Source organism: Bremerella cremea, assembly GCF_003335505.1.
GTDB classification, from domain to species: domain Bacteria; phylum Planctomycetota; class Planctomycetia; order Pirellulales; family Pirellulaceae; genus Bremerella; species Bremerella cremea_A.
Window position 1 is genome coordinate 25,793 of sequence record NZ_QPEX01000044.1, and the last position, 20,220, is coordinate 46,012.

The following is a 20,220-nucleotide window of genomic DNA, read 5'->3' on the forward strand; positions in this document are numbered from 1 at the left end:
ACGAATAAATGACAGCTAGAAATAGAACTCGAAATCTAGCTTGGGCCGGTCGTCGAACAGTCGGTCTTCAGGTCGAAGTTGAACGTAGCGGACGTTTTGACATCGACTTCGATTTTTGATTTTTGGTTGTAGCATTTGGGGACAGCAACTTGCTGTGCCGGGGCACTTTGTTCTTCCTCTTCATCACCTTCCCCGGCGCCGATGTCTCCCACACTGCCGGTCACAACACGCACAATCTTTTTGCCTGGTGTGACGCCGGTTTTCTCGGTGTTGAACATCATCGTGTAGTGCCCGCTTTCGTCGGTCTTGCCGTACGAATAGGTCTCGTCGGGCGCTTCAAACATGACCGTCGCGTCCGAAAGAGGCTTGCCATCGAAAGTAATTTTGCCGCTTACTTCGACGAGTCCCAGTTTGCTGTAGTCGGTTTGCACTGCGGTATCGCAGCCAGTTAGCGCGACCACAGCCGTCAAGACCATCAACGTCATGCAATTACAGGACAAAGTAACGCTCCTATTTTCAAACGATGTGAACCTTGGCAGGGGGAAGCTGGTTAGGGAGCAATGCTCGCGTGAACTCACTTGCATCAGCCGTTCGCTTCTTACTTGCCACAACTTTCGAGCCATTGGGAACGTCTGCGTACGCAATCTAAAACCGAAGAAACGGTACTTCATCGCCGAATCTTAAGGCTGCGGTTGGTTGCCTCTGATCGATTGACAACGCAGACGTTTACAACCGGAATGATGCTGTGGCCGAGGTGTTACAAAAATTCCAGCTTTCTGCCACTTAAAAGGCCGCACTATAACACCCACAAAAGACGATCCGACCGTTTCTTAACGCCGAATTCATTGAAGAATTGATGAAGGCAAGCGGCTGCGTTCATTTCATTAGAGTTATTTCACAAGCACTTATTCGCTAACTTAAAAGAACCACGCACTGTTGCGGCGATACACGTTTTTTTAAACGCCTACCGTGCTAATCGTTCGCATGATAGGAACCCTTCGCCGACGCAAAAATTATTTCTGCGCACCCTTAGCCGAAGCACTGCCAAGAAGTCAAAACAAGGTTCATTCAGGGGTTTGCCATGCACTCCAGCGGGCTACGGTTCCGATTTAGAACGAGCCAACAAGTACCAGCGAAAAAGCAGCGGAAGATACAACCCAGCTGCCAAGAGATGGGCAGGGACGCCAACCGCAATCGAGAGCACCATAAAATTAAGGTGGACGAAGTAGAAACCTATCACCCAAATGCCCCAAAGAATTGCCCCAGGGATAGCGAAATAAACGGCGAGTCTAAGCGAGCGATAGAGCGATTCGTTCCAGGCAGCAACCGGGGTCTTCTCGCCTGACAAATGCCGCAACATTCGACCCAGTACTTCCAAGGCCGGCACGAACAAAAACCAAGCCACCAGCGTGATGGCAACCATACCGGTAAGGTTGGTTACACGAACCGTAGTCTGAAAACGTGGAGCAACGACATCCGTGACGACAACCTGATCGAAGGCATAATAATTGAACAAACCTGCAACCAACAGAATCAAAATTGCGGCCCGAACCGAGAACACCGCCGTACGCCTGGCTGCGACCAACTGAGGACTGGTCTCCCCCAAGTCATCAACTTGAGTGATAGCAACCGGTGACTCAAACGGATTGGTGTTCATGATATTCCGTCAACGACTTGCTGTTTGGTTTGCTAAGGATCTGCTGCCAAGCGTGCTGGGGAACCAACCTGAAATCCACCCGGCTAAGTTCCGTTAGGCGATCTATTTTCCGACAGACCGAGCATTCTATCTTCGTCACAGTTGCCCCCCGTTTAGTTGCAGAGCCTGCTCAGACATCCTACCCTAGGGGCAATCTACTGCCATATCCGTAGCTAACTTTCTAAGGCTTTTTTCAGCTCAACGTCTAGTGCTTGCTCTCGCGTAAAGAACTGCAGTCTTCTTCCATCACTCCACAGAGATGCTCGCCCGTCTCAAGGAGGCGAAATCACTTTCCTAGGCCGTAAGTGAGATTTCTCCACCCTTCTGGTTGATTTTTTTCCCGCAGAGCTCCCCTCAGAAACTGCACGTTCATGATGGCATTTATAGGCAATTCACTTCTTTTTACGCTTCGTTCGCAAACGTTTTCAATTCCGAATCGAGGAATACCAAGTTAGCTTCGACAAGCTCTGAGCTATGTTTTAGGCGAGCAGTAGCAGATTGGTTGTCAATTTTTGATTCACGAAATAGAGTAACTACATCCAACATCGACGGTAGCCCGCCAAATTCTCGGTTAGCAACGTCTTTCCTTGAAACCACGACGTTTACCCCAGGTCACGCATGAGCCGCGCTTTCGCTTGTAATCGCGACTTTCTTCGACAACTTCGTCTGCGGAATGGATGGACTCAGGCCGATTTAGCTCGCCGCGCCGGCTACAGCGAACGGCTCATCAGCAAGGCCGAGGCAGGGGCACCGATCGCCCGCGATACGATCTCAGACTTAGCCGAAGCGCTCAGCAGCGAGGAAGAGCAACTTTATTGGGAAGACCTCGCTTGCGATCCGATTCAGCTTGCCCAACGCTATATCTATGCGTTTCATATCCATAAGAAGAACACGATCGATGTACTGGAAGACATGATCGACCCGGAAGTTGTCTTTCGGATCGCAGGCAATCCGGCTGATATTCCGTTTGCAGGCGAGCACCGCGGCCTTGAAGCGGCTCGGCAATGCTTTCATATTTTTTTCAGTGTGCTCGAAGTCCCCGATCATGACTTCGAGAAGTGCTTTCAATACATCTGCCAAGGCCCCAATGCCATTATTTGGGGCCAGTCATGGATTCATCCCATCGGGCGTCCGTTATCGGCACCGATTCAGATCTCGAACTTGCTAAAGTTCCGCCGAGGGAAGCTGGTGTTTTTAGACGATTGCTTTGATACGGCTGCCGGAGCAGCTTGTCTGAATCAAGCTTCCGACCCGTAATCGTTTCTTCGCTGCGTTTTATCCGGCTAGTTGATCACGTAACTGCTGCTCGTGCGCGCGGATCTCGCCGGTGGGATCGTTTTCAGCGAAGTCGTCCATCTCGTAAACCGGGCGAATCTCGAACTCTGAATCCCCTTCCATCGGCGACGGGCATTTCTTCAGCCAATCAATCGCTTCCTGTAGCGATCCGACCTGCCACAGCCAAAATCCGGCAATCAGTTCTTTCGTTTCGGCAAAGGGGCCATCAGTGACAATCCGTTCATCCCCTTGAAAACGTACTCGTGCCCCGGCAGAACTAGGCTTGAGCCCTTCGCCAGCCAGCATCACACCGGCATCGACTAACTGCTGATTAAATTTTCCCATCGCTTCTAATAAATCTGTCGAAGGCAACTTACCAGCTTCGGAATCGGGTGACGCTTTGATAACGACCATAACTTTCATGGAGTGAAACCTTTATTTAAGGAAAGTGTGGACGAGCGAGTTCTAGTTTCGTCCATCGTGGAATAGACGAACAGTGAAGCAGCGGATCGACATGCGGGGAAAAGTTTTTTCGATTTCGCCGGTCTGGTTTCCCCTTACTTTCCGGTCACCCTATTGGATTGGTGGCAAGTTGGCCCATAGTCATATTGAATTACCAGCGCAGACATCAATAAAATCGGCTGAACCTTCCGTTTCGATCGTCCCTCGTCCTGGAAAGGCACCATGGAAACCGCCTATAAGCCTGACCGTTACAACTCGGCGTCCCCTTACTTGATTGTGAAAGGGGCGGCAGCCACGATTGAATTTCTGCGCAATGTGTTTTCAGCAACTCCACTTCGTCGCATCGACCGCGAAAATGGCAGCATCATGCATGCCGAAGTCCGGATCGACGACACCGTGATCATGCTTGCCGACGAGGTAGAAAACTGGCCCGCCTGCCCGGCGCATGTTCATATCTATGTTCCTGATGTTGACGCCGTATTTGCCAGCGCACTCGCCGCTGGTGCGACCTCCATTCAAGAGCCCTCTCAGAAAACGTCGGACGACGACAAGCGAGGCGGGTTTCAAGATGCAGGGGGAACCACTTGGTGGGTCGCCACGCAAAGCAGTTCATCTAATTGAGGCCTGCGTAGAACCACTGGTTAACCGTAGAGCCACGGAATCAAGACGACCCATAAGATCAACACCAGCACGGTAACGAGGTGTACCGATCTTCATGTAGTCGCCAAATCAATACTGGCCTGGCCCCATCACGAACGTATTCACAGGCGAAGCGACCGGCATCATCAACGCGGCAGATGCGGCGATGGCAACCGTCATCACAAAAGGGTAGGGGGGCAAATCCACCTGCAGAGCAATGGTCATCTGCGGGCTTGCCTCTCCTACGCGTTACGACGAACAACGTCACAGTGACGTGAGTTGTGATAGCAAAAAAACGAGATCGTCGAATCGTGGGAAACCGACTACCGCGATCAGCCCCAATGTTTAAGCAAGACAAGTCTCGCGAATTGCATACGCACCAAAAAAACCGCCAACTTGCATGCTGGCGGTTTTTGATTCTTTTGGCTCTTCCCTTATCGAAGCCCAACGGGGCTCTGCTTAGGCTGGCGATGGCTCCCCGTTTTGAAGAGCTTCGGTTCCCCTGGGATGGAAATGCACATCTTGCTGTGGGTAAGGGATGGTGATGCCGGCTTCGTCGAATCGGCGTTTGACGGATCGGGTGATATCGGTCTTCACGGCCCACCAATCGCTGGTCTTGGCCCAAGGGCGGCAGACGATGTTCACCGACGAATCAGCCAAATCATGCGTAACGACTTGCGGGGCAGGATCTTTGAGAACCAGGGCGTGACTTTTCACCACATCCATGATGATCTGTTCTGCCTGCTCGAAGTCGTCGTCGTATCCGATGCTGAATTCGAGATCAACACGACGTGTTGGGTTGGCGGTGATGTTGGTGATCACGTTATTCCAGATCGAGTTGTTCGGCACATGAATCGTCTGGTTATCGAACGTGCGAAACGTAGTCGAAACCAAATTCATCTGATGAATCACGCCCGTCACTCCGCCGGCCGTCACTACGTCGCCCACGTCGAATGGGCGGTTCACAAGAATCATAATGCCGCTGGCAAAATTACTGAGCGTTCCTTGCAGTGCCAAGCCAACCACTAAACCAGTAGCCCCAATTGCAGCGACGATGGGCGTGATATCAACTTCAAGCGCCGTCAGAGCAATCGCAAAACCGATCACCATGACCACGTTCTTAATCATCCGGGCAATCAACGATTCTGCCAATCGGCTTAGGCGCAGCCGACGCTCTAGCAACCAGTTGGTCACCTTCTGAATGACCTTGGCGATCAGATAACTGATCAGCAAAATGATAATGAACTTAGACAGATTCCACGCAACGCGTTGTCCTCCCTCTTTAGACAACACCCAACCGTTCATCGCAGCCCAAACTTCCGCCATATCGGCCGTGTCGACCTCGATTCCTACCACAGCATTGATGTATTTTTGATAGTCCTCAACGTCGCCTCCTTTGCGCTGCAGCGAATCGATGACAACGCCTAAACGTTCGGCCAGAGCAGCCCGTTGATCTTGCAATTTACTGACATTGGCCAGCAAGTTCACTTTCGTTTTTGAGGCTGCTTTTACATCGGTTGGCTCAGGGGCAGCTTCTTCATCAGTCTTGGCATCTTCGGCGGGTTGATTTTCAACCTTACTAACTCCATCAACGCCCAGTTCTTTTTGCGCGGCATCGACGATTTCTTTTTCGGCTTTCTTCGCTTCAACTTCAGCTCTTTCTTTAACCAACTGGGCTTCTTCCAAGGATGCCTTGGCGGCCTCTTCGCTATCAGCCGACATTGCTTCGTTGGTCTTCTTCACTCCCAGCCGTGCGGCGGCAATCTGGCGAGACTTGGCCCGGAGCAAATCGAACCAGGCCTTGGCTTCTCCTTCCAATTCATGCTTGGTCAGCGGGCGAACCATAATCACCAATTGATCGATCGGAATCGCGGGATCGATCGTCGTAACAGGGGTATACGAATCCTTCGTAGCTGCTTTGTCATTTGCCGTTTCCTGCCCCAGCAGGTCGAACGCCGGACTAAAACATAGCAGTAATAACGTAAATAGACTTGCCAACCTCATGTCGTTTTCCCCTCGTCTTGATTCAGTACGATTTGCGAACTTATGATTTCTGTGCACGCGATCTAAACTTACTTAGACGTGTTATCTAAGAATTCCAGGCTACCTTTGGTCGCCCCTGTTTAATTCACAGCGCAGTCTTCAAATAACCCCTTGCAAGTCTCCGCCTTAAGCAAGGGGTAATACCATCTTGGGGCGATTGCTAAAGAAGGGCAACCGCCTGATCACCAAGCGAAGCGCGAGCAAACACGCAAATCTGTGGGAAAAACAACTCAGTCTTGAACCAAGCGCCACGGAAGCGTACGGCAACGATCGTTCGTCTTGGGTCTTCCTCCGATGGTTACCAAGGATAGAACGCGAAACCTCGCGTCTTCTCTTTTTTATGTCGCAGAGGGCAGCCGATCGTTCGAAATACGCGAAGTAGAAGCCGAGCAGCCGTAATTGCGATTGCGATCCCTTTAGGCGGCACTTCCCGAATCAACCTTCCCCTGATCGACCTTTCCACAATTTCTCTTGCGTGGAAAGCTTGGCCGTTATCCAACGGGTATAGGCAAACAAATAGTCACTCAGGCGATTCGCGTACGCTAACACCCAAGGTTCAAGCGGCGCTGCCTCGTGCCGCCGTACCAAAACACGCTCCCAGCGACGACAAATGGTTCGCGCTACGTGTGCATGCGCATTCAAAACGCAATCGCCCGGAATTGTGAACCCATCAATCGCGTCAAACAGCTCGCGATACTGATCGATGCGATTTTCGAGAAAAGAAATACGGGGATCTTGCGCGGCCTCGTAAGTGGCGGCCTCTGGCGAAAGCGGTGTCCGCGCAGCGAGAACGGCGCCGGCTTCGTACAACGTATTCTGAATTTTCAAAAAAACTTCGTCAGTTTCTGCTGCGATCTCGTCACTTGGCCGGCTGGAAGGATCATTCGCCACCGCACGAACGACCCCCAAATAGCTGATTAATTCATCAGATTCCCCGTAAGATTCGACTTCCAGAGAAGATTTCGAGACCTTCACACCGCCCGCCAGGGCTGTTTCTCCACCGTCGCCGGCACGGGTATAGATTCGGTGAATGTGAATCGACATCAAGTTGCTCTCCGGATTAAACTGGGCACACGTATTCCCCATCATTACAAATGCTCATCGCCAAGAGAATGGCGGTGTCGAAGGTAACCGGTCCAAGATGGAACTGAATTTTTACACGCTCCTTGCAATTATCCTTCCCATCTTTCACTTGATGGGGCTCTTCACGGCGGTTGACGCCATCATGAAGTCTCGCACTTCGCAAGGAGCAATCGGGTGGGCTTTGTTGCTGATCTTTGTTCCTTACATTGCTTTGCCGTTCTATTGGATCTTTGGACGTAGCAAATTTCAGGGATACGTTAATACCCGCCGGATTCGTAGTCGCAGCATCAAAGACAACACGCAAACGTTTCGCGTGGTCGATTCTTCTGTGGTCGCCGACTTTGAACATCATCCCGAATTGTTGGTGCTCGAACGTCTGGCCGATTTTCCGTATACCCATTCCAACGCGATTCGCTTGCTCGTTAACGGAAAGGCAACCTTTGACGCCATTTACGACGCGATAGAAACAGCCACAGACTATGTCTTGCTGCAAACCTACATCTTCCGCGACGACGGCGTGGGCGAGCGATTCCGCGAGCAGTTAACCCGTAAAGCGAGCGAAGGGGTACGGATTTATTTTTTGTACGATGAAATCGGTAGTTATCAACTTACCCGGAATTTCATCCACGAACTTCATCAAGCCGGCATCCATGTCACCGCGTTTCATACGACACGAGGGAAAGGGAATCGCTTTCAACTGAACTTCCGCAATCACCGCAAGATCGTCGTCGTCGACGGCAAGATCGCTGCGGTTGGGGGACACAACTTTGGTGACGAGTATCTTGGGCTTTCTCCCAAGTTCGGTCCTTGGCGCGATACACACATAGAAATCCGCGGTCCCGCAGTCCAGGCCATCCAATGGTCGTTTTTAGAAGACTGGTACTGGGCTTCCGGTCAAACGCCAGCGGTGAACTGGAAAGAAACGGCGGCTGAAGATGCGCCACACGCGGCCCTGGTAATTCCGATGAGCCCGGCCGACGAGGTTGAGACGTGCGGTCTGTTCTTTGTGCATGCGATCAATTCGGCTAGACGACGGATTTGGATTGCGTCTCCTTACTTTGTGCCCGACAAGCAAGTTGTGTGTGCGTTGCAATTAGCAGCACTGCGGGGTTGCGATGTCCGCATTATGCTTCCCGAGCGGCCTGACCATTTGCTGGTTTATCTTTCGAGCTTTCATTTCATTTCAGAAACGGCCATCGCGGACCGGATTTCTTTTTACCGCTATCAACCCGGCTTCTTACATCAGAAGGTTCTGTTGGTCGACGATCAATTTGCCGCCGTTGGTACGGCGAATCTCGATAACCGCTCGTTCCGCCTCAACTTCGAGATGATGGTTGCGATCGTGAGCCATTCGTTCGCAAAATCGGTTGAAGAGATGCTACTAGACGACTTCGAGCATTGCCGTAAGGTTGATCCGCACGAACTGGAAGAGCGATCGTTCTGGTTCCGCTTAGGAGTCAGCTTGTCGCGGCTGATGTCTCCAATTCAATAGCATGCCACCATCGCTAGCAGCCGCATAAACGACAGGATCGGCAAAGTTTACTTAACCGGAAGCTTGCCAAAGGCCGAAAACGAGAAAGACGTTCTGTGTGTTCATCTCGAATGCGCAGAGCGTTGCTCAAGATTTCGCTGAACTTGCTTTCCCCCTGTCGAGATGTGGATCGATATCATGCCTAAAACGCTTCGTCCCAACTTGATCGCGACCTTGACTCTCGCGACCACCGTCAGCGTTTCCGGCTGTATTTTCCCTTTTTCCCGGGGCAGCCAAGCCAATATCGATCATACCGTCGCAGAGCTAGCGGAGCCCGAGACTTCGCCCCAGGAAGCGTCTAGCTTAGCGGGTCTTCCTGCTCTCGCTCCGGCTCAATCAGCCGATCAGCCGGTTGATATGGCCCAAGTTCCGCCGGCCAAGAAAAAGCTTCCCCCGTTCGCCCGCTTCTTGGGCAACATGTTTGGGGGCGGCTCGAAACATCCCCCAGAAGCGTCACCGGAACCTGAAGTCTCGCCTCAGACAGCAACGCTGACCCCGGTAGAAACGGTCGAAATCACGCCCGCGAAAAGCCTGATAAACAGCGATCCGCTTCTGCCGGCCCCACCTAGCAGCCCCACGCCTGAGAGCGAATTGCCACCGGTCGTGCGGCAAACGGACGAACTTCCTCCGGTCGAACGCCAAATACAAGCTTCCCGCACGCCAGCTTCGGCTCGTGTCACCAGCGAATCGAACCTACCAGTGGTTGTCACACAAGAGACCACTCCCAAGGCGGAAATGCCGAAGGTAGTTTCGAGGTCCACAGATCAAGAGACGCAAATCGTCGCAGCACCGCAACCGACCGAACAACCCGAGAGCCCTCAGCCAAATTCGCCTCCGGAAGTGGTCGTTGAGCCAACGCCGCAAGGTTCAAACCTCGATGCGATGGCCCAATCACCGTTGAATAAATCGGCTCTTTTGAATAAGGCGAAAGACAATTCGTCGAGCGAGTCGACCACGCTTATTCATGCTTTGGATTTGGCTTTAGAGTCGGTCGGGCAGGAAGCAACACCACCCGCAGTAACCAACTCTGCGATAGCCTCTCAAGTTCCTCAAAGCGAACCCGAAACGTCTACCACCAGCGAAGCAAGCCCGCAACATCAACCAGGTTCTGCGTTCACGCAAAACGCCACTTCGCCTCAATCGACGGGCTTGAGCGCAACCCAAAACAACCCGCTGCGTAGCGGCAAGACCGATTGGTCAGGCAGAGGCTCGTTTGGTTCATCCCAGCAGCCTCAGACCATCGTCAATAACAAGCTGACGGAGCCTTCAGAAGCGACTTCCCGTAGTAAGAAATGGTCGGCTTCCCTCGAACCAGAAATGCCTGTGGAAACCGTTCGGAAAGGGGCACAGGTAGTTGCCGCTCCTCAGCCCCCTCCGGCCACCACGGTTAATCCATACGCTTTGAACAGCGATCAAGATATTCCCCCCATGCCTAAGTCGCCGCAACGGATCACCAATCAGATGGCCGGGCCGGTCAGGAAGTCTGCTCCAGCAACTCGCAAAGCGGCAAACAATCAGGCGATCACGACCACGAATCCGCTGCACTTCGAATCGTCGGTCGTCAGCAAAATGCAAGCTGCCAGCGAACTGACCAATTGGGACTTCGAGCCTGAGGAAGCCGCCAGCGAAGCGTTGCCTGAAATCATTGAAGGCAAGGACGAAACGCCTGCCGTCCCGCCAGCTTCGGCGCAAATGCCTGCAGCACAGCAGATGCCGAAAACGACGATCAACATGACCATCGCCCCAGAACCGCAACAGTCCACGTTCGAGTCCACCCCGGTTGAGTCCACTCCGATCGAACCTGCACAGGTTGAGCCGTCGCCAGTTGCCCAACCGCCGATTCCCCAAGCCCCAATCAGGCATCAACCGTTTTCAAAACCGGTTCTAGAAACAGCACCGCGCGCGATTCAGCCGTCGAATCCGGCAATCAATCCAGCAGCCCCATGGCGTCCCCGTTTTGTCCCACAACCGAATGTTCCGTCTGCACCTGCCGAACCCAATCCGGCTCTGCAAACGCCTAACCTGGAAGCACAGACAGAGCCTCAGCCGGTGGCCGAAGCTGCACCAATTACCGCTCAACCGGAAGCGCGACCTGTGATTCAAGCGGTTCCTGCCCGACCTCAAACGTTCCGCCCCCAGGCCGTCACATCTCCCACGCAATCTGCACAGCCTGCTGAGACACCTTCGGCCACTCAGCGAGGTGTTATGATTCGCCCAGCCGAACCGGCACCGCTGACGAAAGAGAATAATGGGAACGCTTGGCGTCCCTCGCCGGTTCCCGCCAATCGAGCCCCAGCCAAGCTGGCTCCTGTCGTGCGGCCTCAAGATACCCAGCAGAATCCTGCGTTTCAAGCGACTCCGAAAGCCTACATCATCGACTAGAGCGGACCTATAGTTCTGTCCAGTGAACGTCGGCGCGTGTTAGTAAACGATCGGCCACCGGCACATAATCAGGCCGATTCTCGATCAGCAACCGTGCTGCGTCTCGCAGCGGTATGTTCCCGCCAGATTCCATCCAAACCACTTTGGGTAGCTTGGTTCCCAAAGGGGAACTTCCTGAAAGATGAGGCGCCGAAGCGGTAGCCTCGGTGTTCTCTGCCACCGATTCTGGCAGAAACATCAGTCGTTGTACGGCTGGTCCCAGTTGCGTTAGCCGGCAACTGTTCGACGCAACACGACGTTTCCAATCGGGCCCGTCCTGCATCGAATTTAGATATTGATTTTCGTTACCTTCTTCGGTGGCGTTGCGGCGAGCAAGCTCCTTACCACGCTCGAGCATAATATCAATCAACTTATCGACACCATTTCGCTCTTCATGCAGCAAGTTGCACAGCCCGCCATGTTCGGCATTTAAGATGTCGTCAACGCTTCGCTCCAAGACGATCAGTTTCTCATGAAACTTAGGATCCCCGGTTACCGAAACATCGTCTAAGGCCAGCTTCTGTCTGACTTTAGTTTCTGCCATCTCTAAGCTGACGATCGTATTCTTCAGCCACATATTGTCGCGCATGATGGCGGCACGCAAATGCTGAAATACCTGGCATCCGGCCAATACAATTACGTTGTGTGTACGAAGCAGGGCGTAGTTCAACCACAAAGCTCGCAGTTCTGGCAAACTCAAAGTAGGTTCGTTGCCACGATAACCACGCTTAGTCGAACGATGAATAATCGGGAATAACGATGTCCGTACCTTTTCGATCTCTAGCAGTGTACGTTCGCCCATCGAGCGGGCTTTCGATTCAAGCTCGTTCAAATGTTGATCGACAACGGCGGAAAGCTGCTTTACCCCACGTACGCGGAAGTTTGCTTCGTTCAATATCTCGTGAATTTGATTTAGCACAACTCCTTGGAAATGGTTGGCCAACTGAAGAATGTGGGGCGATATTTCTGTATGCAACGAAACCGATATGAGCTGTCCTGGCTCCGCTTCCAGATTGGAAGCCCCGATCAATTGATCGAGCGAATCGAGCATCTGAATCGTCATTTCCGCCGAAGTCGGAGCGATACGTCGAGCCCCTAACTCGTTGGCGAGTCTCCCGATCGTTTCCTGGAAGTAATCTTCCGGGCGATTGCCGATCTCGTCTTCGACAACTTGCGTAACCATATCGATCACCGACTCTAAGCCTAAGCCGGAATCTTGGAAGATCTTCGCGGTTCGCATATCCAAGAGATAGCGGAACTGTTCGGCCCGAGCAGAAGCATGTTGGTCGGTGTCGTTCAAATGAGCCAGCTTCCGCTGTTCTTTATCGCCACTGGCGGCCCCATGCCATCGCTTGATCAACTCTAACGCATAATGCGCTGCGGCCAGGTCAAGGTGACCGCTGGAACAAAGCGCCTTACCGGCAAAAGCCCAGGCCGAAACGCTCGGCTCGCGGGGTGGTTCGCTCGATTCGTCGTCTCGACTTCGCTGCGCTACCTGACGTCCCTCGTAAATGTTCATATACAACAGGTCAGCGATGTCATGCAAATCGACCGGAATGTTTCGCGTTTCGGGATTGCCCCCCGTTTCCAGCAAAGTGATTTGCTTCGAGATGCTCTCGTTCCAACGCTGCGCCGGAATCTTGGTTACCGCATCGCCAGGGTATTCTCCGGTGACCTGGAAGTGAAACAACTCGCGCAAGCAAGCATACGTATTGCAACGGGCCAGGTCTTGTTGTTCGACTCCGCTGGGCGAGGCGTGTACCAGCCATAACGAAACATCGGCCCCGCTGCCACCATGCTCTTGCAAGACTTCTTGGGCCAGCGCAAACGCATCCCAGACCATCCCGCTGCCGGTTCCGCCGCTGCTGCTCATCACCAGCACGACACGTGGCTTGGCTTGCCACATATAGTTGGTGCTGGCTGGGTCCATGTTGGCTTCGGCTTGCTCGATAGCAGCGGTTACTGCATCATGAATTTTTTCTCGCAGTCGACTCGCATGGTCGGCAAAGGCTAACCGCCCCAATGGCCGCATCCCTTCGGTCTTCAGCGACAAGGGAATGTTATAAAGCCAACGACGACTCATCGATTTGGTCAACTGCCGCGACAGATTTCGATATGCTTGCGGACGACGCAGCGGCATTTCTAACGTCGATAAGGAAGGCGTTCCACTGGCTGCACCAAGTTGCCCGGTGCTTTGAATCAGGTCATTCGTATCGGTATCGATTGCTACGCATTGGCACCAGTGCTGCTCCGCTTGCGTACCAACAAGTTCCAGACGCCGATCGACAAAGTGGCGAATGACTCGATTTCCCAAGCCTCCAATTCCTAAGAGCACGCAGGGACGCAACTCGCGTTGGGTGCGATCGTCGGCGATAGGCGGCAGGACAGACTGCTGACGGGGCGCGATCTCTTCCCAGATTTTGCTCGACCGGACCTGCCACGGGACGCTATCTTGCTCCATCCGAATCGTGGCCGGTTCCGACAAATCGGGGCTTGATTCGGCGACGCTTGACTTGGTGTCGTTGCAACTGATGGTCTTGGTGTCGGTTTTGGTCGTTTCATCGTGAGAATCAACGCCAGACCGGACCTGAGGAAGGTGCGCGATACTATCCGCCGAGATCAATGCCTGAATCATTTCGGCGCAGCTGCGATAACGTTCTTGCGGCTTCTTAGCCAACGCTTTGGAAAGAATATCGCGATCACGCGGTGGCAGCATGTTCAGCCGGGGCGGGCTGTTGAGGTGCTGAGCGGTGAGTTGGGCCAGATTGCGGCCGGGGAAGGGGAGGGTGCCGGTCAGCATCTCTTGGTAAACGATCGCCAAGCTGTATTGATCGCTTTGCCGCGAAGGCTGATCGTTGAAGACTTCCGGCGAAGCATACAGAGGCGTGAGGCCAGCCATCATCGACGCGGTTACGTCTTGAATGCTTTTGACCAGCCCGAAGTCCGCAACCTTGGCATGCCTGCCAACAATCAACAGGTTTTCTGGCTTCACATCTAAGTGCTGCAGCGAGTGGACATCGGTCATATAGTCCAATGCTTCCGCCGAGTCCGCCAGAAAACGTAGCAGTTCAGCGCGCGGGATCCCTGGCATACCTTCCTTGCGGCAGGCGTCAAAGCGGTCTTTCAAGCAGCAATCGGCCAGTTCGGTAACGACCACCAACTGAGCCTCAATCACTTCGATACGCTCTAAGGAAAGCAGAAACGGATGGCGGAGGTTCTTAATCCGGTTCAGTGCTTTCAGTTCGCGCGAGGCCCTGGCTTCGTCGTGGAACCCGAACACCAACTTAACGGCCTTCGAAAGTCCGCCAGGGGCATCCGCGCGCCACACTTCGCCGTAGCCGCCTGCTCCGATTCGTTGTACGAGCCGATAGCCATCGATTTCTCGTACGGTTCCTGTTGTCTCGATCGACACGGTTAGGGACCTTTATCTCGGGTCTGCGATTGCGATTATCGCAAGGAAACACCCACTATGGTTTATAGTCACGCAACCAATGCGTTCAGCTTTCATAGCTTTAAACCTCGCTCAAAAAAATTCGAGCGAGGCAACTGGCCAGGCGTCCGGTCCTATCGCAAGCGAAAGATACTTCAACTCGGGAAACGTACTGCTGCACGAAAACCCATTTGCATCAATGCATGCGAGTCAGGGCTGTTGGGACTCGTTTGGGCGAGTGCCTTGCATCCAGCAGCCGTGACTTCCGTAATGAATTCTTGAATATTATTGGCCACCGCTGGGCTTCGCGAAGTCCCTGACAAAGCACTCGCGGAAACGCCGATATAGGTGGCCTGCTTAAACACTTCGGCAGCAATCGGTGGCTTGAATTGATCGATTCCTACGGCTGCCAGTTGCACCCCCATGGCGCGGATGTCATCCAGCAGTGCGTTCTCGGCTAAGTTGGTTTCCCATAGTTCAACGCTGCCACCGAGAACCACCTGGACGCCCGCTCCGAACTTGGTGCGCATCCAACCTACGGTCTCGACCAAGTCGACTCGTTGCAGATCGTTCTGATCGACCTCTAACAAAAGAAACCCATTCTCTAGTTGGCGTTCCAGTACAGAGAACATCGCCGAAACATGCTGTAACATCCGCAGCGGCTTCTCTAACACGACCGTATCGCCGAGCGGTTTGATTTCTTCGTGAGCTTGATAAGCTTTGCGAAACAATGGGCACCAATAGCCAATCGTCTGCTGATCCGATAACGTTTCGATCGGCGCTAGGGCGGCATCAATCCGGCTTAACCCGGTCCACTGATTTACCGTCCGCAAAGCATGAATGAGTTGGAAAGGGTCTTCTTTCTTGTCGGACGAGGGCGTCCGGCCATCCATCGCCAAAGTTACCGTTTGACGTGTGGTTTCGTTGGATGGACAGTGAAAATCGAACTCGAAATCCGCAATCGATACCGTGTCGCCATCGACCAGGACGTGCTCTTCGATTGGTTCGCCGTTTACGTAAACCCCGTTGGTACTGTGCAAATCGCGCAACAAATAGCCGGTGCCGTGCCGTACTACTTCTGCGTGTTCGCGTGATACGCGTCCTGATTCAACAGTCAGGTTGCACGTAGCGTTTCGACCAATGATGAACGGAAATTCATCGATCATGGCTTTCATCGGTTTGCCCGTAGCATGATCGAGGTACTCGAGAAAGATCGAGTCATTTCCGGTTCTTGGAAGCATTTGCGTTTGCATGCGTCCTAACCCTGTTAAGCCACTGTCCCGCTTGTCCGTCGCAATAAATGAGGTGCCCCGCGACGATCATCGAGCTTGTTTGGAAAAGGTGCCGCCTTACGTTTTCTGATTCGCACGGCGGGAATAAAAGGTGGGTAAGTGATACCCAACTAAACCATAGGTCATAATCGCAAAGCGTGATTAGGATTTTTTTGAGATACGCGGCGGATATTTTTTTACGGCATGTTCAGGACATTCGTAAAAAAACGAAATCTGGGGAGAAGCAAAGCAAATTCCCTAGCGAAATCGAACTATGTTTCCCCTAGGAGACCATCTTGCCGTTCATCGGGCGAGCGCGATCGGTTGTCTTAACGATTCACCTGACGTCGAACCGTTCCGACATCGATCGCAGGCCAATCAGGCGAACCGCAAGGTAATCTCTCTTCGACACGTGCCCCGTTTTCCGCACGCGTCGCTCATCTTCTCTTCTGGGGTAGCAGGTAGTTCCATGGTAGCACGCGCACTACGAATTGTTGTCGTATCGGAAGACCGTCAATATCTCCGCAATGGCTACGACTTCTTTGTAGCCTGCGGATACGAAGTAGAAACCCAGTGTGACACGATCTACCGCGAGACCGATCGCTTTCACAAGAATGACTTGCTAATCTACGACTACGTCGCGAATCAGGCCACTTCCCATCACAGTTTGTATAAGATCGCCGTCGTATCCGCCAACCGGCCCGATCACGTACGTCAAGCGATTTCCGAAGGGGCTGACGACGTGGTGGTACGTCCGGTAACGCCTGCCAAACTATTGGTTCGTATTCGCGCCGCGGCTGCCATTTTGGAAGCCCGTATCGCAATTTCTCAGCAATTTGGTCGCGACGTACGTAATCGCTATCCAGGCGAAGGCGCGTTTCTGGGAACCTTGCAGCAGACAATCGAACAAATCTCGATCCATGGCCACTACGTCTGCGCGACCATGTTCGCCACCGCAACCGAAGATCCTCAACGCTATCAGACGTGGCTACAAGACTTGGCCACAACCGCTTTGCCAAATTCGCGCATCTTTGAACTCTCCGGAAAACGGGTTGCCGTCGTCACGCCAGCCACTGCCCCCGAACAAGTTTCCGATTGGGCCGCCGAACGCCTGGCAAGTGCCTCGGTTACCGACACAACCAGTACCGAGCAAGCGGTGCTCCGAGTTTCCGGCAGTTTCGTCACCACGCGCAACGAGGGAACTTCAAGCGAACAAATGGCCTTGGTTCTCAACGATCGCTTGAACCTTGCGTTAAGCCTGGGCGAAGGCTTGCTGATCGACGAGCCACACGAAAACCAATGGCTCTCGCAGCAACCAACCGGCAGTATCTTCGATGGAATGACGGCTCGCGACATCATGCGACCGACTACCATCGAACTGCCCGATAACGAACCTGTCGGCTCGGCACTTGAAAAGATGCGTCTTTGGAATGCCGACATCGCCCCGGTTCTTACCAGCGATGGAGAACCGTGCGGACTGATCCGAGTTGATGATCTGGTGGAAGTAGAAGACCCTAACCAGCCCATCCGCCAGCACTGCCTGCCGAACGTCCCCAAGGTTTCGTGGGATGCAAACTTCGAGGAATTCGTCGCCTTGTTCTCGTCCAACGATTCGTCATGGCTGGAAGTGCTGCAAGACAGTCACCCGGTAGGCGTGATCCACTGCGATGACCTCACCTCGATGAACACCCCGGTAATGGTTTCATTGCCATAGTCAGGGCCGTGGTCTTTCATCCCCCAACAAACGCATCGCGTAAGATGACGTTTGTTGCAAACTTTGCACTGCTTGCCGCCAGCGGCTTAGTCGTTTCCGGCCACCACCGTGAAGTAGCTGCCTACTACTAGGTCGAAATACTCAGGCCTCATTTCCATGGGGAAGCCTTTGTAGACGCAGTAATTGCGGATTTGCGACAACAGGTCGCGTGGTTGGCAGCGACGCAGTGGGCGGTTGTTGGGCTTGTAGTGCTTCTCGATCAAGTGATTGACGGCGTCTTCATCGCAGCGACAGCCAAACTGCTTCGAGAAGATCTGGAACAAGTTTTGAAACTCTTCAGGCGAGGCATCCTCGACTTCGATCTTATACGGAATACGTCGCAGGAACGCGTCGTCGGTTAAATCAGATGGTTCTAGGTTCGTCGAAAAGATGATCAACTGCTCGAACGGAACTTGAATCTTCTTACCGTTGGGAAGCGCCAAGTAATCGACTCGATTTTCCAGGGGGACGATCCAGCGATTAAGGAGTTCTTGTGGCTGCATCCGTTGGCGACCAAAGTCGTCGATCAACAAGCTACCGCAGTTGCTTTTCATTTGCAGCGGAGCTTCACAGATGTTGTTGATAGGATCGAAACGGATTTCCAGGCTATCCATCGTCAGCTCGCCCCCCACCACAACGGTCGGGCGTTGGATCTTGACCCAGCGATGATCAAAGTTATCGGCTTTGATAATGCTGTTCTCATGCTGATCGACCGCTTCGTGAAAAGCAGCATCAAACAATTTGATGTATTGGCCATCCTCGACAATGGTCCGTGGAATCCAAATCTCTTGGCCGTAACAAGCCGTAATACGTTTCGCGAGCGTCGTTTTTCCGTTGCCTGGGGCTCCGTACAAAAACAACCCAGCTCCCGAGTTCACTGCTGGCCCGAGACGATCAAACAGGCCCGGTTCTATCGAAAGCCCATCGAAGGCCCGCTTCAGGTCTTCCTCCTTGGGGGTCTCGTTACGTACTGATTGGGCTTCGACCGAGGTGATGTAATCCTCTAGCGAAACCGGAGCCGGCCCAAAATAGGCGCACGAATGCATATAGGCTTGGGCTCGGGTTCGTCCCTGATCGGTGAGGGTATAGGTATAGTCGTTCAGCGGGGCGGAACCACAATGGGTGATGATCTGGCGAGTACGCATCGAAGTGAGAATTCCCTCGACCACACCAAACGGCAAACAGATGTGCTCCGCCGTCTTACGACCACTCATCGAACCAATGTTCAGCAACAACTTACAGATGATCGATTCGACCAACGTTTGCGATAACTGAGTGTCTTCGAGCGTTTTAGGTTCTTCCGGACGAAAACCATCATCTGCTAGCAGAGCGGCAAGAAGGCCTGATTTTAGTTCGGTACTAACCATAGATATGTCTTTCGTCGATTATTCAAGCGCATTCTGGGATGAAAAGCCGTATGTCCTTAGACCCAAAAGTGTAGGTCGCAGCTTGTGGAGATGCCTAGAAAGTGGTGTTTATGCACGATTTACGCGGTATTTTCCGCTTTTTCAGCCCTAATCCCCAAGTGTCGTCTTAGGCCGAAACAACTAGATGCCCGAATTTCATATTGCTAGCATTCAACATATGGGATTCCATGACCTAGTCTTGACACTACGACGATAATAAGACGTGTAACGAGTTGGCGAAATCGTATTTCTTGCCGAGCCTATTCATGGTAGGTTTCACAAAACCTTTTCCCCTACGAGTTGAATCATGGCCAACGAAAAAGCCAAACTACTGCTAGAGAATGCCAGCGACTACTTCGAACGGATCACCGCCATCCAATCGGCTCTGCACTTGGGCATGCCCATGGAAGAGATCGAAGATTACCTCGATTGGCTGCGATTGTTGCGTTCAGAGAAATGCGAGATGGCCTCGACGACGGTCTTGCCTGGCATTTAAGGAGCCTAGTTTCTAGGCAAATTGAACGCTAGGAACCTGGCGACGGTCTAAACCGGCTATCCAATGCGTCGCCAAGATCTCTTTTGCTGGGAAGTCTCCCGGCCAGGGATAGCTGCTATCCGGGAAAGTGCCTGCAGAACCGGCAGAGGTAGAAAACACACCAGCTACCGCTTTAGTCGCATTGTTCTAATTGCTTTAGCATATCGATCGCCTGACGGGCATTTTGCAAGCCACCAATCCGTTGAATAAAAAGTTGGACCCCCAACAATTCGCTTGGTGATAGCAAGTCTTGCCCATACTCCAGAAGAATCTCTAGCTCATGAGCAGGCAGGTTTTCGATCTCGACCCTTGACAGCATGGAAGTATCCAATCCGTATCCAATCATTGTCCAACATCCTTGGCGGTAACTACGAGATGTATCGGAACGAAATCCGTAACTTGTTAGGACCGCATCGCCCGCCCAAGGCCTGAATGACCAGATTCTCGCGAGGCAATAACCGTTTATCGGATTGACCGGTAAAACCTGTGCTCTCTGATAGCACAATGGCCGCTAGTGCATTCTGTCCGGGTGCTTGCGTTTTCGCTTCCTTCGGACGTAAGTCGTTTTCTCGTCAGCGCGAGCGTAACTATTGCAACCCTCCTAATTCTGCCTTGCAGCCTTGGCGGAAGGTCATTACTATTTGCCCGCTCTCGCTGCGTACATCCGTTTGAAAG

At 52.8% G+C, this 20,220-nt stretch carries 16 protein-coding genes; 6 read left to right on the plus strand and 10 right to left on the minus strand.

Annotated elements, in window-relative coordinates:
- Window positions 1–35 precede the first annotated feature (35 nt).
- Window positions 36–500: a DUF4198 domain-containing protein gene (locus DTL42_RS19730; protein WP_147274368.1), complete on the minus strand. Its 465-nt coding sequence runs from the start codon at window positions 498–500 to the stop codon at window positions 36–38.
- Between the two features lie 596 nt (window positions 501–1,096).
- A complete protein-coding gene (locus DTL42_RS19735; RefSeq protein WP_114371238.1) occupies window positions 1,097–1,657 on the minus strand; it encodes a hypothetical protein in 561 nt (186 codons plus the stop codon).
- A gap of 657 nt (window positions 1,658–2,314) precedes the next feature.
- Between DTL42_RS19735 and DTL42_RS19740 the strand changes: the two genes are divergently transcribed.
- The gene (locus DTL42_RS19740) at window positions 2,315–2,953 is read left to right on the plus strand and encodes a helix-turn-helix domain-containing protein (RefSeq protein WP_114371240.1); all 639 of its coding nucleotides are present in this window, start codon (window positions 2,315–2,317) and stop codon (window positions 2,951–2,953) included.
- Between the two features lie 18 nt (window positions 2,954–2,971).
- On the opposite strand, the gene DTL42_RS19745 is transcribed toward DTL42_RS19740, so the two are convergent.
- Window positions 2,972–3,394, minus strand: a complete 423-nt coding sequence (locus DTL42_RS19745; RefSeq protein ID WP_114371242.1) for a YciI family protein — start codon at window positions 3,392–3,394, stop codon at window positions 2,972–2,974.
- A 261-nt stretch (window positions 3,395–3,655) separates the two neighbouring features.
- Between DTL42_RS19745 and DTL42_RS19750 the strand changes: the two genes are divergently transcribed.
- A complete protein-coding gene (locus DTL42_RS19750; protein WP_114371244.1) occupies window positions 3,656–4,054 on the plus strand; it encodes a VOC family protein in 399 nt (132 codons plus the stop codon).
- Window positions 4,055–4,162: 108 nt separating this feature from the next.
- On the opposite strand, the gene DTL42_RS26965 is transcribed toward DTL42_RS19750, so the two are convergent.
- The 3 genes from DTL42_RS26965 to DTL42_RS19760 form a co-directional block, all read right to left on the minus strand.
- Complete coding sequence (locus DTL42_RS26965) at window positions 4,163–4,297, minus strand: hypothetical protein (RefSeq protein WP_261341603.1); 135 nt, start codon at window positions 4,295–4,297, stop codon at window positions 4,163–4,165.
- Window positions 4,298–4,531: 234 nt separating this feature from the next.
- Window positions 4,532–6,076 (minus strand): mechanosensitive ion channel domain-containing protein, encoded by a 1,545-nt coding sequence (locus DTL42_RS19755; protein ID WP_114371246.1) that lies wholly within the window; start codon window positions 6,074–6,076, stop codon window positions 4,532–4,534.
- Between the two features lie 474 nt (window positions 6,077–6,550).
- Window positions 6,551–7,159 (minus strand): cob(I)yrinic acid a,c-diamide adenosyltransferase, encoded by a 609-nt coding sequence (locus DTL42_RS19760; RefSeq protein WP_158545479.1) that lies wholly within the window; start codon window positions 7,157–7,159, stop codon window positions 6,551–6,553.
- A gap of 97 nt (window positions 7,160–7,256) precedes the next feature.
- Between DTL42_RS19760 and cls the strand changes: the two genes are divergently transcribed.
- Together cls and DTL42_RS19770 are read left to right on the plus strand one after the other, a co-directional pair.
- The gene (cls, locus tag DTL42_RS19765; RefSeq protein WP_114371250.1) at window positions 7,257–8,690 is read left to right on the plus strand and encodes a cardiolipin synthase; all 1,434 of its coding nucleotides are present in this window, start codon (window positions 7,257–7,259) and stop codon (window positions 8,688–8,690) included.
- A gap of 177 nt (window positions 8,691–8,867) precedes the next feature.
- Complete coding sequence (locus DTL42_RS19770; protein ID WP_147274369.1) at window positions 8,868–11,111, plus strand: hypothetical protein; 2,244 nt, start codon at window positions 8,868–8,870, stop codon at window positions 11,109–11,111.
- A gap of 7 nt (window positions 11,112–11,118) precedes the next feature.
- On the opposite strand, the gene DTL42_RS19775 is transcribed toward DTL42_RS19770, so the two are convergent.
- Together DTL42_RS19775 and DTL42_RS19780 are read right to left on the minus strand one after the other, a co-directional pair.
- A complete protein-coding gene (locus DTL42_RS19775) occupies window positions 11,119–14,562 on the minus strand; it encodes a protein kinase domain-containing protein (RefSeq protein ID WP_114371255.1) in 3,444 nt (1,147 codons plus the stop codon).
- Window positions 14,563–14,735: 173 nt separating this feature from the next.
- Window positions 14,736–15,821 (minus strand): FHA domain-containing protein, encoded by a 1,086-nt coding sequence (locus tag DTL42_RS19780; protein ID WP_158545480.1) that lies wholly within the window; start codon window positions 15,819–15,821, stop codon window positions 14,736–14,738.
- Between the two features lie 499 nt (window positions 15,822–16,320).
- Between DTL42_RS19780 and DTL42_RS19785 the strand changes: the two genes are divergently transcribed.
- Window positions 16,321–17,565, plus strand: coding sequence for a CBS domain-containing protein (locus tag DTL42_RS19785; protein WP_158545481.1), 1,245 nt, complete (start codon window positions 16,321–16,323; stop codon window positions 17,563–17,565).
- Window positions 17,566–17,651: 86 nt separating this feature from the next.
- Here the strand turns inward: DTL42_RS19785 and DTL42_RS19790 are convergent, their stop codons facing one another.
- On the minus strand, window positions 17,652–18,971 hold the full coding sequence (locus DTL42_RS19790) for an AAA family ATPase (RefSeq protein ID WP_234824279.1): 1,320 nt from the start codon (window positions 18,969–18,971) through the stop codon (window positions 17,652–17,654).
- Window positions 18,972–19,317: 346 nt separating this feature from the next.
- Between DTL42_RS19790 and DTL42_RS19795 the strand changes: the two genes are divergently transcribed.
- Window positions 19,318–19,506: a hypothetical protein gene (locus DTL42_RS19795; protein ID WP_114371263.1), complete on the plus strand. Its 189-nt coding sequence runs from the start codon at window positions 19,318–19,320 to the stop codon at window positions 19,504–19,506.
- 172 nt (window positions 19,507–19,678) lie between these two features.
- On the opposite strand, the gene DTL42_RS19800 is transcribed toward DTL42_RS19795, so the two are convergent.
- The gene (locus DTL42_RS19800; protein ID WP_147274370.1) at window positions 19,679–19,864 is read right to left on the minus strand and encodes a hypothetical protein; all 186 of its coding nucleotides are present in this window, start codon (window positions 19,862–19,864) and stop codon (window positions 19,679–19,681) included.
- Window positions 19,865–20,220 lie beyond the last annotated feature (356 nt).